Consider the following 13,767-nt stretch of genomic DNA (forward strand, 5'->3'; position numbering starts at 1 on the left):
ACGGTAGACCAACCGGCCCCACCGGGTCCACCGACCCCCGGTTTTCCCCGTCCGCCCGGTCAAGCAGCCGCCCTCGTCAAGCGGCCACCCTGGTCAACGCGTCTGCTCCAGCCAGGACGCGTAGAGCAGCCCGTAGACCGACTCCGGGTCGCGGACCAGCTCGTCGTGCGGCCCGCGCTGCACGATCCGACCCCGGTCCACCACGATCACCTCGTCGGCGGACTCGGCGGTGGAGAGCCGGTGGGCGATCACGAGGGTGGTCCGGCCCCGGGTCACCGCGTCCAGGGTGCGTTGCAGGCGCACCTCCGTGGCCGGGTCGACCGCGCTGGTCGCCTCGTCCAGCACCAGCAGGTCGGGGTCCGCCACGTACGCCCGGGCCAGCGCCACGAGCTGCCGCTCGCCCACGCTCAGCGCCTCGCCGCGCTCCCCGACCGGCGTGTCCAGCCCGGCCGGCAGCCCCTCCAGCCAGTCGGCCAGCCCCAGCTCGGTGAAGGCGGCCGTGAGCTGCTCGTCGGCCAGCTCCGGCCGGGCGAAGCGGACGTTCTCGCCGACCGTGGCGTCGAACAGGAAGCCGTCCTGCGGCACCATCACCACGCGGGAGCGCAGCGAGGCGAACCGCACCTCGGTCAGCGGCACGCCGGAGAGCAGCACCCGCCCGGTCGTCGGGTCCATCAGCCGGGTCAGCAGCTTGGCGAAGGTGGTCTTGCCGCTGCCGGTCTCGCCCACCACGGCGACCCGGCTCTTCGCCGGGATCTCCAGGTCGACGTCGTGCAGCACCGGCGGCCCGCCCGGGTAGGCGAAGCCGACCCCGGCGAAGTGGATGTCCAGCGGGCCGGACGGCAGGTCCCGACCCTGCTCGCCCGGGTCGGCCACGTCGGGGGCGACGTCGAGCACGTCGAGCACCCGCCGCCAGCCGGCGATGGCGTTCTGCGCCTCGTTGAGCACCTCGGTGGCGATCTGCACCGGCTGGATGAACAGGGTCACCAGGAACAGGAACGCGGTGAGCTGCCCCACCGACAGCGCGCCCTCCACCCCGAGGTTGACCCCGAGGACCACCACGCCGGCCAGCGCCAGGCCGGCCGCCAGCTCCCCCACGGAGCTGCCCAGGATGCTGATCCGGATCGCCCGCTGCTGCGCCAGCCGCTGCCCCTCGATCGCCGCGTCGAGCCGGCGGGCGGTCCGCCCCGAGATCCCGTACGCCCGGATCACCGGCGCGCCGACCACGCTCTCCGCGATCGTGCCGAGCAGGGCGCCCGTCCGCTGCCGGACCGTCCGGTACGCCGCACCGAGGCGGCGCTGGAGCAGCCGGATCACCAGCACGGCGGGCGCGAACGCCGCGAACACCACGAGCGTCAACTTCCACGAGTACGCGAGCATGACGGCCGTCGTCACCAGGAGCTGACCGAGGTTGACGATCAGGATCACGCCGCCCCACTGGAGGAACTGGGTGATCTGGTCGACGTCGCTGGTGACCCGGGAGACCAGGGAGCCGCGCCGCTCGGACTGCTGGTGCAGCATCGACAGGTCGTGCACGTGCCGGAAGGCCCGGGTGCGCACGTTGGCCAGGGCCGTCTCGCTGACCGTGAACAGCCGGCGCATCATCAGGTAGCCGCAGACGGTGGTGGCCACCAGCACGGCGGCGGTCACGGCGACCACCCGCCACACCACGTCGAGGTCCAGCCCGCCGACGATGCCCTCGTCGATGCCCCGCTGCACGGCGACCGGGACGGCCACCCGGCCCACCATGTAGATCAGGGCCAGGGCGACGGTGCCGAGCAGCCCGGTGCGCAGCTCCGGGGAGAGGGCCAGGCCCCGCCGCAGCGTCCGCCAGGTGCTCTCCGCCGCCTCGTCCCGCCCGCCCTGCGCGTCCGCCGTCACTGCTCCAGCCCTTCGTTCGCGACGGCCGCCGAGGGCAGCGGCCCGACCTCGTCGTACGTCCCCTGTTGCGCGCGGTCGGTCTCCGCCTGCTCGTAGGCGGTGACCAGGTCGGCGTAGCCGCCGACGGTGGCGAGCAGCTCGGTGTGGGTGCCCCGGGCGACCACCCGGCCGTGCTCCAGGTAGATCACCTCGTCGGCGAGCGCGATGGTGGCCCGCCGGTACGCCACCACCAGGATCGAGGCGGCCGGGCCGCCCGTGTCCGGGGCGCGCAGCCCGGCCAGGATGGCCGCCTCCACCCTCGGGTCCACCGCGCTGGTCGCGTCGTCGAGGACGAGCAGCCGGGGCCGCCCCGCGAGCGCCCGGGCCAGGGTGAGCCGCTGCCGCTGCCCGCCGGAGAGCGAGGTGCCCCGCTCGCCGACCATGGTGTCCAGCCCCTCGGGCAGCGCGGCGACGAAGCCGTCCGCCTCGGCCAGCCGCAGCGCGGCCCACACGTCGTCGTCGGTGACGCCGGGGCGGTCCAGCGCGATGTTGGCCCGGACCGTGTCGTCGAAGACGAACGGCACCTGGGCCACCAGCGCGACGGAGCCGGCCAGCGAGGCGGCGGTGAGGGCGCGCACGTCGACGCCGTCGATGCCGACCGTGCCGGCGCGCGGGTCGACCAGCCGCACCGCCAGCGCGGCGACGGTGGACTTCCCCGCGCCCGTGGGCCCGACCAGGGCCACGGTCTTCCCGGCGGGGACGGTGAAGGTGACCTCGCCGAGCACCTCGGTGCCGGGCAGGTGCGCCTCGGCGGGCTCGTAGGCGAAGCTCACGTCGGTGAAGGCGAGCGTGGCGGGGGTCGGGTCGGCCGGGTCGAGGGTGCGCTCGCCGTACGGCATCTCGCCGGTGGCGTCGAGCACCCGGCTCACCCGGTCCCAGCCGGCGACGCTGCGCGGCAGCTCGGCCAGGACCCAGCCGATGGCCCGCACCGGGAAGGCCAGCACGGTGAAGAGGAAGGCCACGCTGACCAGGTCGGTGACCGTGATCGCGCCCTGGCTCAGCCGGATCGCGCCGACGACCAGCACGGCGAGGGTGCCGAGGCTGGGCAGGGTCTCCAGCGTCGGGTCGAAGACGCCGCGCAGCCGGCCGACGGAGATCAGCGCGTCGCGCAGCTCGCCGGCCCGGGCGGCGAACCGGGCGGTCTCCTGCGCCTCGCGGCCCATCGTCTTGACCACCAGGGCGCCGTCGAAGCTCTCGTGCGCGATGCCGCTGACCTCGGCGCGCAGCCGCTGGGCGCGGGCCTGGCGGGGGGCCATCCGGCGGGAGTAGACGACGTTGAGCGCGAACAGCGCGGGGAAGACGGCGAGCCCGACCAGGGCGAGCGCCCAGTCGGTGACGAAGAGCGAGACGATCGCGCCGACGAGCATCACCAGCGTGCCGACGGCGAACGGCAACGGGGCGATCGGGTACCAGGCCGCCTCCACGTCCGAGTTGGCGTTGGAGAGCAGGGTGCCGGTGGCGTTGCGCTGGTGCCACGACAGCGGCAGGTCCAGGTAGCGGCGGGTGACCCGGCGGCGGTACGCGGCCTGGAGCCGGTACTGCATGTAGCCGGCGCCGAGCCGGCGGCCGAGGATGCCGACCACCCGCAGCACGCTCATGCCGAACAGGACGCCGGCGGCGAGGGCGAGCGCCGCCACGCCGACCGACCCGCGCTCGATCGCCGGCACCACCACGTCGCCGACGACGGCGCCCACCACGTACGCGCTGGCGATCACCAGCAGGCCGAACAGCACGCTGCCGGCCACCGCGACCGCGAAGATCCGGGGTTGTTCCCGGACGGCCCGGCCGAGCACGGACATCCCCCTGCGGAGCACGTCCCGACTTGTCCTGCTGGTCACGCTCTCCCCCGCCGTAAGCCGCAATCATCTACCCCCATCCTTACCGGACGGGCCCCACCGCGCCGCCCCGGAACGGATATGTCGGCGATCACGCCGACGGCCGCGTCGGCGTCACCGGGCCGAACGCGCCGGCCCGGCATACGATCGGGCCATGCCGCGGTACGCCCGGTCGGAGCGCGAGGCGCTCGCCGACCTGATGCTCAGCCTGGGACCGGACGCGCCGACGCTCAACGAGGGCTGGACGGTCCGGGATCTCGCCGCCCACCTGCTCGTGCGGGAGCGGCGGCCGGACGCCGCCGGGGGGATCATGCTACCGCCGCTGCGCGGGTACGCCGAGCGGGTCCGCGCCCGGGTCGCGGCGCGGCCGTTCGCGGAGCTGGTGGCGGGGGTGCGCCGCCCGCCGGTGTGGAGCCCGGTGAGCAACCCGCTCACCGACGAGCTGGCCAACACGATGGAGTTCTACATCCACCACGAGGACGTCCGCCGGGCCCGGCCCGGGTGGCAGCCGCGCGACCTTCCGGCCGGGCTGCACGCCGTGCTGTGGCGGCGGGCCGCGCTGCTGGGCCGGTTGGCGCTGCGCCGCTTCCCGGCCGACCTGCTGGTGCAGGCGCCCGGGTACGGCGAGCTGTCGGCGGGCCGGGGCGGGCCACGGGTCCGGCTGGTCGCCGCGCCGGGCGAGCTGGTCCTCTTCCTCACCGGCCGGCAGCGGGCGGCCCGGGTCCAGGTGGACGGGCCCGCCGCGCTGGCCGAGCGGCTCCGCGCCGCCGACCTGGGCCTCTGACGGGGCGCGTCGGGGCGGTCCCGCGCGGGCGTCGGAAACGGCGGCAACCGAACTATGAATGTCGATCGCGCTGGCGTACCCTCGTGCGGTCGCCCGCCCGGGGTGACCACACCCGAGAGGGCGGCATGCGAAGCTTCGCGGTCTCGGCGCTGGACGAACCGCCGTTCTCCCCGTCCCGGCACGCCGGCACCGGCGCAGCCGGCGAGGAGAGCCTGCGCTGGGCGCAGTCGTTCGGGTTGATCACCAACGGACGCCGGCTGCACCGGCTGCGGCAGGCCGCCACGGCCGAACTGGCCGGGCGCGCCTGCCCGGACGCCGACGACGACCGCCTGCGCCTCCTCACCGACCTGGTCACCTGGCTCTTCGTCGTCGACGACGCGTGCGACGAGGACGGCCTCGGCGACGCGCCGACCCGGCTGGCCCCGGTCGTCGCCGACCTGCTCGACGTGCTCGACGGGCACGGGGCGGGCGACCGGGGCGACGGGCCGCTCGGCGCCGCCCTGGCCGACCTGTGCCGGCGGACCCGGGCGCTGGGCCGCCCGGCCCTGCTGCTGCGCTTCGTCGGCCAGGTGCGCGACTACCTGCTGGCCCTGCTCTGGGAGGCGGCCAACCGGGAGCACCGGCGGGTGCCCGGGGTGGCCGAGTACGTCCGGCTGCGCCGGCACACCGGCGCGGTGCACCCGGCGCTCACCCTGACCGACCTGGCGTACGACGCCCCGCCGGAGGCCGCGCACCGGGTCGAGCCGGCGCTGGTCGACGTCGAGACGCTGGCCGTGGACCTGGTCTGCTGGTGCAACGACCTCTTCTCGTACGGCAAGGAGAACCGCTCGGGGCCGGACGCGCACAACCTGGTCAGCGCGATCGCGGCCGAGACCGGCGGTGACGAGCCGGCGGCGCTGCGGGCCGCCGCCGAGCGGTTCAACCGGGCGCTGGCGGCGTACGCCGAGCGGGAGGCCGCCCTGCTCGCCGCCGACGACCCGGCGGTGCTCCCGTTCCTGGCGGCGCGGCGGAACTGGGTCCGGGCCACCTACGACTGGTCGATGCGCGCCGGCCGGTACGCCTGAGCGCCGGGCGTGGCGCGGAGGGCTAGCCGACGCCCCGCGCAGGCAATACCCTTCGGTAACCGCAAACGACGTGACCTCAGTCACGCCTCCACCCCCTGAAGGCGGCTACCGCGATGGCTCTCGATGTCCCATACCGCTCCATCCCCGACATGTTCCTCAGGCGGGTGGCCGCCTCCGCCGACCGGCACGCCTTCGGCCACCCCGCGCCCGACGGCTCCGGGCCGCTCTGGCTGACCTGGGCCCAGGTCGGGCACCGGGCGAAGGCGGTCGCGGCCGGGCTGCACGGGCTCGGCGTGGGCCCGGAGGACCCGGTGGCGATCCTGTCCAACACCCGGCTGGAGTGGGTGCTCGCCGACTTCGGCGTCATGTGCGCGGGCGGCGCGACCACCACCGTCTACCCGACCACCGAGCCCGAGGACGCGACGTACATCGTCGCCGACTCCGGCTCCCGGGTGCTGTTCGCGGAGAACCCCGCCCAGGCCGCGAAGGTGGCCGGGGCGGCCCTGCCGGCGCTGACCCACGTGGTGCTCTTCGACGGCGCGCCCGACCCCGCCGCGGCCGTCCCGCAGCTCACCCTGGCCGAGCTGGAGGAGCGGGGCGCCCGCGCGCTCGACGCCGATCCGGGGCTGGTGGAGCGGCTGGTCGAGGGCATCGGGCCGGACCACCTGGCCACCCTCATCTACACCTCGGGCACCACCGGGCGACCCAAGGGCGTCGAGCTGCTGCACGGCGGCTGGTGCTGGGAGGGGGTGGCGCAGGCCGAGCTGGGGCTGCTGCGCGAGGACGACCTCCACTACCTCTGGCTGCCGCTGTCCCACTCGTTCGGCAAGACCCTGCTCTGCGGCGCCACCCACGTCGGCCTGCCGACCTACGTCGACGGCCGGGTGGAGAAGCTGGTCGACCTACTCTCCGTCGTCCGGCCGACGCTGATGTGCGGCGCGCCGCGGGTCTTCGAGAAGGTCTACAACAAGGCGGTCACCACCGCCCGGGACGGCGGCGGAGCGAAGGCGAAGATCTTCGCCTGGGGCGTGCGGGTCGGCCTGGAGAAGGTCGCCCTGGAGCAGGAGGGCCGGCCGGTCCCGGCCGGGCTGCGGCTGAGGTACGCGCTGGCCGAGAAGCTGGTCTTCAGCAAGCTCCAGGCCCGCCTGGGCGGGCGCATCCGCGTGCTGGTCTCCGGCTCCGCGCCGCTGAGCAAGGAGATCGCCGCCTTCTTCGCCGCCGCCAACCTGCCCATCTCCGAGGGGTACGGCCTGACCGAGAGCAGCGCCGGCAACTTCGTCAACCCGCCCGGCGGGCTGCGCATCGGCACCGTCGGCCGGGCGATGGGCGACCTGGAGTGCCGGATCGACACCGACGGGGAGATCCTGCTCCGCGGCCGGCCGGTGATGCGCGGGTACCACAACCTCCCCGAGGAGACGGCGGCGGCGTTCACCGAGGACGGCTTCTTCCGCACCGGCGACATCGGCAGCCTCGACGCCGACGGCTACCTGCGCATCACCGACCGGAAGAAGGACCTGGTCAAGACCTCCGGCGGCAAGTACGTCGCCCCCTCGCACATCGAGGGCATGTTCAAGGCGCTCTGCCCGTACACCTCGCAGGCGGTGGTCATCGGCCACGCCCGCAACTACTGCACCATGCTGGTCACCCTCGACCCGGACGCGATCCGGGGCTGGGCGGCCGGCGGCCCGCTGGAGGGCCGCGGCTACGCCGAGATCGCCGCCTCTGACGAGGCCCGCGCCATGGTCGAGGAGTACGTCGCCCAGCTCAACGCGAAGCTCAACCGCTGGGAGACGATCAAGAAGGTGACGGTCCTCCCCCGCGACCTGACCATCGAGGACGGCGAGATGACCCCCTCGCTGAAGATCAGGCGGCGGAGCGTGGAGAGCAACTTCGCCTCCGAGATCGACAAGATGTACGAGGGCAGCCTCGCCGAGCTCTGACCCGCCCGGCCGGGCTCACCCGCACCCGACCCGCCGGCGGCCGTGCCCCTCCCTCCCGGGGCACGCCCGCCGGCCCGCGTACCGGCGCTCCCGCCGTCCGGGCCACGTACCGCCGCCAACCCGCCTACCCCGCGCCTCTCGCCGCCGGTCCGCGTGCCGGTGCTCCCGCCGCCGCCGGTCCGCACGTCGGCGCCGCCGCCGGCCCGCGCGGCGTGATCCGGCGCGGTGCGCGTGGCCCTCGGGCTCAGGCGATGACGGCGGGTTCGCGCCAGCGCGGGCGGCCCGCGCGGTCCAGGTCGTAGCGGACCGCGGCGAGCCGGGCGACGGCCTCGACCAGGTCCCCGGCGGGCAGGGTGAACGGCAACCGCAGGAAGCGCTCCAGGGTCCCGTCCAGGCCGAAGCGGGGGCCGGGGGCCAGCCGCACGCCGACCTCCTCGGCGGCCCGCGCGAGGGCGCTGGAGACCGGGCCGTCCAGCTCGACCCAGAGGGTCACCCCGCCGCGCGGCGCGGTGAACCGCCAGTCGGGCAGGCGCTGGGCGAGCGCGGAGGTCAGGGCGTCGCGCTGGACGGCGAGCTGCGTCCGGCGGGCGGCCACGATGGCAGGCGCGTCGGCGAGCAGGTGGACGGCGACGAGCTGGTCCAGCACCGGGCTGGCCATGTCCACCCCGACCCGGGCGGCGGCCAGCCGCTGCACCTGCGGGGCGGAGGCGCGCACCCAGCCGATCCGCAGCCCGCCCCAGTACGGCTTGCTCATCCCGCCGATGGAGATCACCCGGGAGTGCCGGTCGAAGGTGGCGACCGGCGGCGGCAGCGCCGTGCCGTCCAGCGGCAGGTCCACGAACGACTCGTCGATGACCAGGTCGGTGCCGGCGGCGTGGGCCGCGCCGACGGTCCGCTCGCGTAGCTCGGCCGGCATCAGGTGGCCGGTGGGGTTCTGGAACTCGGGGATCAGGTACGCCAGCTTCGGCCGGCCCTGCCGCAGGCTGCCCAGCAGCAGGTCGGCGTCCCAGCCGCCCCCGTCGAGGGCGAGGCCGTGGGTGGTGATCCGGGCCCGCCGGGCGGCCAGCGCGGCGAGGGCGTTCGGGTACGTCGGCGACTCGACCAGGACGCTGCCGCCGGGGGCCAGGGCGAGGCGCAGCACCAGGTCCAGCGCGTGCTGGGTGCCGCTGGTGACCATGATCTGGTCGGGCGAGGTGGGCAGGCCCCGGGCGGTGTAGCCGGCAGCGACCGCCTCGCGCAGCTCGATGATGCCCGTCGGGTGGTAGCCGGCGCCGCCGAGGTAGCGGGGCAGGTCCTCGGCGGCGGCGCGGGCGGCGGGCACGAGGTGCGGCGGCGCGGCCAGCGCGGCCATCCCGAGGTCGATCATGTCGCGGTCGTCCTGCGGGGTCCAGAGCCCGGTGCTGGCGACCCGGTGGGTGCCCGGGAGCATGGTCCAGCTCCCCGCCCCGCGCCGGCTGGCCAGGTGGCCGCTCTCCCGGAGCTGCCGGTACGCGGCGGTCACCGTGGTCCGGCTGATCCGCAGCGCCTCGGCCAACTCCCGCTCGGCCGGCAGGCGCACCCCCAGCGGCAGGCGGCCGTCGGCGAGCAGCCCCCGGACGGCGTCGGCGAGCGCGGCGTAGTCGGGGCTGCGGCGGCGGCCCGGCAACGCGTGCCACTGGCCGAGGAGCCGGGCCAATTGTGCGCCACGTACCTGACTGCTCATGGCCACCCTCCCGATATTGGCTCTCGTACCCGCTGAATTGGCACCTAGAGTGGCATGGGTGACGGCGATTGGCAATCTCCGGTCCCGGCCGGTACGGCGGCTCACCCAGCTCTATGCGGGGCTGGTCCTCTACGGGGTCAGCATGGCGCTGCTGGTCCGCTCCGAGCTGGGCCTGGACCCGTGGGACGTGTTCCACCAGGGCGTGGCCCGATGGACCGGGCTGTCCTTCGGCACCGTCACGATGGCGGTCGGGGCGGTGGTGCTGCTGCTCTGGCTCCCGCTGCGGCAGCGCCCCGGCCTGGGGACGGTCAGCAACGTGCTGGTGGTCGGGCCGGTGGCCGACGGCGCGCTCGCCCTGCTGCCCGGCGGTCTTCCGGTCCCGGTGCGGGTGGCGCTGCTGCTCGCCGGCATCGTCGCCAACGGCGCGGCCACCGGGCTCTACCTCGGCGCGCGGCTCGGCCCCGGCCCCCGCGACGGCCTCATGACCGGGTACGTGGCCCGCCGCCCCGGTCGGTCCGTGCGGCTGGTCCGCACCGTCATCGAGGTCACCGTGCTGGCCCTCGGCTGGCTGCTCGGCGGCACGGTCGGCGTGGGCACGGTGGCGTACGCCCTCGCCATCGGGCCGCTGGTGCAGCTCTTCCTGCCCGCCTGCACGGTCGACCTGGCACCCCGGGGCGGGCCGCCGGAGCCGGTGGCCGCTCCGGCCGGCGCGGTGGTGCCGGGACCGGCCGCGCCAGGCGTGCGCCCGGCGGCGGGGGCGGCCTCGGCGACGGGATCGGCGGCGGGGGAATCGGCGGCGACGGATCGCGGGCGACCCTGCTGAGCTGGGGCGACGCGCCCGCGCAAAAGTGGGTGTTTCCTCCGGGGGCGAGGCGCGGCATCATTCCTGCATGGGGGAGAACGGATGGCGCTGGACCGACGCCTGGATCTTCGTTTCACTGGTTATCGCCAACGGCGCGGGGCGGCACCGCCGGTCGGCGTCCACCCGGCGGCCCGAGGGCGTCCGGCTCGCTGACGTGCTCTCCACAGCCGACCATCTCAACCAGGCCATCCCCGAGCGACACGAGGTGGAGACCGCGGTCCGGCGGCTCGTCGGCGCCGGTCTGGTGAGCGTCAGCGACGGCTGGTTCCGGCTCACCCCGGACGGGGAGCGGCTCTGGCGCACCCGGCCGAGCGCCGGCCTGGCCACCGCCGTGGACACGCTACAGGGCGTGCTGAGCCGGCGGCACGCGCCGGGCAGCGCCGACTGGACGCTGGAGGAGGAGGAGCACGCCGCCGCCGTGCAGGAGTACGCGGTCCGCTCGATCCCCGCCCCCCGGCGCTCCCCCGAGGGCCACCTGGGGCGCGGCTGACCGTACGGCCGGGGCAGCGGCACCTGCGGGCGGCCTCGCCGGGATGGGACCGCCGTCGACCCCCGGCCGACGGCGTGGCCGGGGCGCGGCGGGTGTCAGCGGACGGGGTGACCCGCGCCGCGCAGGGCGTCCTTGACCTCGCCGACGCTCAGCTCGCCGAAATGGAAGACGCTGGCGGCCAGGACCGCGTCCGCGCCGGCCGCGACCGCAGGCGGGAAGTGGGCGACCGCGCCCGCCCCGCCGCTGGCCACCACCGGCACGTCGACGGCGCGGCGGACCGCGCCGATCAGGCCCAGGTCGAAGCCGGCCTTCGTGCCGTCGGCGTCCATCGAGTTGAGCAGGATCTCCCCCGCGCCCAGCTCCGCGCCGCGCCGCGCCCACTCCACCGCGTCGATCCCGGTGCCACGGCGACCGCCGTGGGTGGTCACCTCGAAGCCGCTGTCGGTGGTGCCCGCCGGGGCCCGCCGCACGTCCAGGGAGAGCACCAGCACCTGCCGGCCGAACCGGTCGGCGATCTCGGCGATCAGCTCGGGGCGGGCGACGGCGGCCGTGTTCACCCCGACCTTGTCGGCGCCGGCCCGCAGCAGGGTGTCGACGTCGGCGACCCGGCGGACGCCGCCGCCCACCGTGAGCGGGATGAAGACCGACTCGGCGGTGCGGCGCACCACGTCGAGCGTCGTGCCCCGGTCGCTGGAGGAGGCGGTGACGTCCAGGAACGTCAGCTCGTCGGCCCCCGCCCGGTCGTACGCCGCCGCCAGCTCCACCGGGTCGCCGGCGTCGCGCAGGTCGACGAAGTTGACCCCCTTGACCACCCGCCCGGCGTCCACGTCCAGACACGGGATCACCCGTACCGCCACCGTCATGCCGCGAAGCCTATCCCTCTCGCCCGCGCCGCCGCCCCGCCCGTGCCGCCCCTCCTCACAAGCGGACGAGCATCTTGCCGAGGTTCTCGCCACGCAGGAGGCCGAGGAACGCGTCCGGCGCGTTGGCGACGCCGTCGACGATCGTCTCGTCGTAGGAGATCCTCCCCTCGCGCAGCCAGCCGGCCACCTCCCGCTCGAACCCGTCGCGCAGGTGCTGGTGGTCGCGGACGAGGAAGCCGCGCAGGGTGATCCGCTTGCCGATGATCAGCCCCAGGTTGCGCGGGGCGGCCGGCGGCTCGGTCGCGTTGTACTGGGAGATCATGCCGCAGATCGCGGCCCGCCCGTGCGCTCTCATCGCGCCGATGGCGGCCTCCAGGTGCTCCCCGCCGACGTTGTCGAAGTACACGTCGATCCCGTCCGGGGCGGCGGCCCTCAGGGAGTTGCCTACCGGGCCGTCGTGGTAGTCGAAGACCGCGTCGAAGCCGAGGGCCCGCAGCCGCTCGACCTTGGCCGGCGAGCCCGCGCTGCCGACGACGCGGGCGGCGCCCCGGAGCTTGGCGATCTGGCCGACCACGCTGCCGACCGCGCCCGCCGCCCCGGAGACGAAGACGGTCTCGCCCGGTTGCATGGCGGCCACGTCGAGCAGCCCCGCGTACGCGGTCAGCCCGGTCATGCCGAGCACGCCCAGGTACGCGGTCACCGGCGCCAGGTCCGGGTCGACCTTCCGCGCGCCCTGGGCGTCGACCAGGGCGTACTCCCGCCAGCCGAGGCCGTGCAGCACGGTGTCGCCGGGGGCGATCCCGTCGGCCTCGCCGGCGACCACCTCGCCGATCGCGCCGCCGTCGAGCGGCGCGTCGAGCGCGAACGGGGGCACGTACGACTTGACGTCGTTCATCCGCCCCCGCATGTACGGGTCGACGGACATGAACTGGTTGCGGACCAGGAGCTGGCCGGGGCCCGGGGTGGGCACCTCGGCCTCCACGAGCCGGAAGTTCTCGGCGGTCGGCCAGCCGTGCGGGCGGGAGGCCAGGTGGATCTCGCGGTTGACGGTCACGCTGTCGTCCTCTCGGTCGGGATGGGGCGGGGCGGCCCGCCGTTGGTCGGGCCGCACCCGCGCGGCGAGGCGCCCGCCCGAGGCGTGAGAAGGGCACCCTTCTCCACCGTAGGCGTTAACAGGGTGCCCTTCCTTACAAGCTCAGCGGTCGCCGAGGTATGCCTCCAGCTCCACCTCGACCAGGTGCTCGGGGTCGAGCAGGGCGGCGACCACGACCAGGGTGGCGACCGGGCGGACGGCGCCGAGGACCGCGTTGTGCGCCCGGCCCACCTCGTCGGCGTACGCCCGGTCGGTCACGTACATCCGGGTGCGCACCACGTCCCCCGGCTCGGCGCCGACCTCGGCCAGGGCGGCCAGGCCGATCCGCACCGCCTGGGCGGTCTGCGCCGCCGCGTCGCCGACGTGCACGACCTTCCCGTCGACCGTGGCCGTGCACCCCGCTGTCCAGGCCAGGTTCCCCGCCCGCACCACCCGCGAGTAGCCGTAGAGCTGCTCCCAGGGGCCGCCCGAGCCCAGCCGGGTGACGGTCACGCGGCGGCCAGCGCGTCGAGGGCCTCCCGCACGGTGAACGCGCCCGCGTAGAGCGCCTTGCCGGCGATCACGCCCTCCACGCCGACCGGCTCCAGGGCGGCCAGGGCGCGCAGGTCGTCCAGCGTCGAGACGCCGCCCGAGGCGATCACCGGGGCCTTCGTGCGGGAGCAGACCTCGCGCAGCAGGTCCAGGTTCGGTCCGCGCATCGTGCCGTCCTTGGTGATGTCGGTCACCACGTACCGGGACGCGCCCGCCGCGTCGAGCCGCTCCAGCACCTCGTACAGGTCGCCGCCGTCGCGGGTCCAGCCCCGGGCCGAGAGGGTACGGCCCCGCACGTCCAGGCCGATGGCGACCCGGTCGCCGTACTCGCCGCAGATCCGGTCGCACCACTGCGGGTCCTCCAGCGCGGCGGTGCCGATGTTGACCCGGGCCGCGCCGGTGCCCAGGGCGGCGCGCAGCGACGCGTCGTCGCGGATGCCGCCGGAGAGCTCCACCTTCACGTCGAGCCGGCCGACCACCTCGGCCAGCAGGGCGGCGTTGGAACCCCGTCCGAAGGCCGCGTCCAGGTCCACCAGGTGGATCCACTCCGCGCCGTCGCGCTGCCAGGCCAGCGCCGCCTCCCACGGGTCGCCGTAGGCGGTCTCGCTACCGGCGGCGCCCTGCACGAGCCGGACGGCCTGGCCGTCGGCGACGTCCACGGCGGGCAACAGGGTGAGACTCAACGA

Annotated in this window: 12 protein-coding genes; 5 read left to right on the forward strand and 7 right to left on the reverse strand. The window is 75.5% G+C overall.

The window, feature by feature from the left end:
• Positions 1-93: 93 nt before the first annotated feature.
• Both LPU43_RS10995 and LPU43_RS11000 read right to left on the reverse strand, forming a co-directional pair.
• On the reverse strand, positions 94-1,878 hold the full coding sequence (locus LPU43_RS10995; RefSeq protein WP_229400172.1) for an ABC transporter ATP-binding protein: 1,785 nt from the start codon (positions 1,876-1,878) through the stop codon (positions 94-96).
• Positions 1,875-3,731: an ABC transporter ATP-binding protein gene (locus tag LPU43_RS11000; RefSeq protein WP_229400372.1), complete on the reverse strand. Its 1,857-nt coding sequence runs from the start codon at positions 3,729-3,731 to the stop codon at positions 1,875-1,877. Before LPU43_RS11000 ends, LPU43_RS10995 begins: the two co-directional genes overlap by 4 nt.
• A gap of 175 nt (positions 3,732-3,906) precedes the next feature.
• On the opposite strand from LPU43_RS11000, the gene LPU43_RS11005 reads away from it, so the two are divergent.
• From LPU43_RS11005 to LPU43_RS11015, 3 genes are all read left to right on the forward strand, one after another.
• Positions 3,907-4,536 (forward strand): TIGR03085 family metal-binding protein, encoded by a 630-nt coding sequence (locus LPU43_RS11005; RefSeq protein WP_229400173.1) that lies wholly within the window; start codon positions 3,907-3,909, stop codon positions 4,534-4,536.
• Positions 4,537-4,661: 125 nt separating this feature from the next.
• Positions 4,662-5,600 carry a terpene synthase family protein gene (locus LPU43_RS11010; RefSeq protein ID WP_229400174.1) on the forward strand — a complete coding sequence of 313 codons (939 nt, stop codon included), beginning with the start codon at positions 4,662-4,664 and terminating at the stop codon, positions 5,598-5,600.
• 113 nt (positions 5,601-5,713) lie between these two features.
• Positions 5,714-7,540, forward strand: coding sequence for an AMP-dependent synthetase/ligase (locus LPU43_RS11015; RefSeq protein ID WP_229400175.1), 1,827 nt, complete (start codon positions 5,714-5,716; stop codon positions 7,538-7,540).
• 244 nt (positions 7,541-7,784) lie between these two features.
• On the opposite strand, the gene yczR is transcribed toward LPU43_RS11015, so the two are convergent.
• Positions 7,785-9,242 carry a MocR-like transcription factor YczR gene (gene yczR / locus LPU43_RS11020; RefSeq protein WP_229400176.1) on the reverse strand — a complete coding sequence of 486 codons (1,458 nt, stop codon included), beginning with the start codon at positions 9,240-9,242 and terminating at the stop codon, positions 7,785-7,787.
• Positions 9,243-9,300: 58 nt separating this feature from the next.
• On the opposite strand from yczR, the gene yczE reads away from it, so the two are divergent.
• Both yczE and LPU43_RS11030 read left to right on the forward strand, forming a co-directional pair.
• Positions 9,301-10,065, forward strand: a complete 765-nt coding sequence (yczE, locus tag LPU43_RS11025; RefSeq protein WP_229400177.1) for a membrane protein YczE — start codon at positions 9,301-9,303, stop codon at positions 10,063-10,065.
• Between the two features lie 67 nt (positions 10,066-10,132).
• Positions 10,133-10,594: a hypothetical protein gene (locus tag LPU43_RS11030; RefSeq protein ID WP_229400178.1), complete on the forward strand. Its 462-nt coding sequence runs from the start codon at positions 10,133-10,135 to the stop codon at positions 10,592-10,594.
• Between the two features lie 95 nt (positions 10,595-10,689).
• On the opposite strand, the gene hisF is transcribed toward LPU43_RS11030, so the two are convergent.
• The 4 genes from hisF to priA all read right to left on the reverse strand — a co-directional run bounded on the left by hisF (position 10,690) and on the right by priA (position 13,764).
• A complete protein-coding gene (gene hisF / locus LPU43_RS11035) occupies positions 10,690-11,457 on the reverse strand; it encodes an imidazole glycerol phosphate synthase subunit HisF (protein WP_229400179.1) in 768 nt (255 codons plus the stop codon).
• A gap of 55 nt (positions 11,458-11,512) precedes the next feature.
• Positions 11,513-12,511 (reverse strand): NADP-dependent oxidoreductase, encoded by a 999-nt coding sequence (locus tag LPU43_RS11040; protein WP_229400180.1) that lies wholly within the window; start codon positions 12,509-12,511, stop codon positions 11,513-11,515.
• Positions 12,512-12,652: 141 nt separating this feature from the next.
• Positions 12,653-13,042 carry a RidA family protein gene (locus LPU43_RS11045; RefSeq protein WP_229400181.1) on the reverse strand — a complete coding sequence of 130 codons (390 nt, stop codon included), beginning with the start codon at positions 13,040-13,042 and terminating at the stop codon, positions 12,653-12,655.
• Positions 13,039-13,764 (reverse strand): bifunctional 1-(5-phosphoribosyl)-5-((5-phosphoribosylamino)methylideneamino)imidazole-4-carboxamide isomerase/phosphoribosylanthranilate isomerase PriA, encoded by a 726-nt coding sequence (gene priA, locus LPU43_RS11050; RefSeq protein ID WP_229400182.1) that lies wholly within the window; start codon positions 13,762-13,764, stop codon positions 13,039-13,041. Before priA ends, LPU43_RS11045 begins: the two co-directional genes overlap by 4 nt.
• Positions 13,765-13,767: the final 3 nt, after the last annotated feature.

The organism is Micromonospora okii, assembly GCF_020884795.1.
In the GTDB taxonomy this organism is placed as follows: Bacteria; Actinomycetota; Actinomycetes; order Mycobacteriales; family Micromonosporaceae; genus Micromonospora; species Micromonospora okii.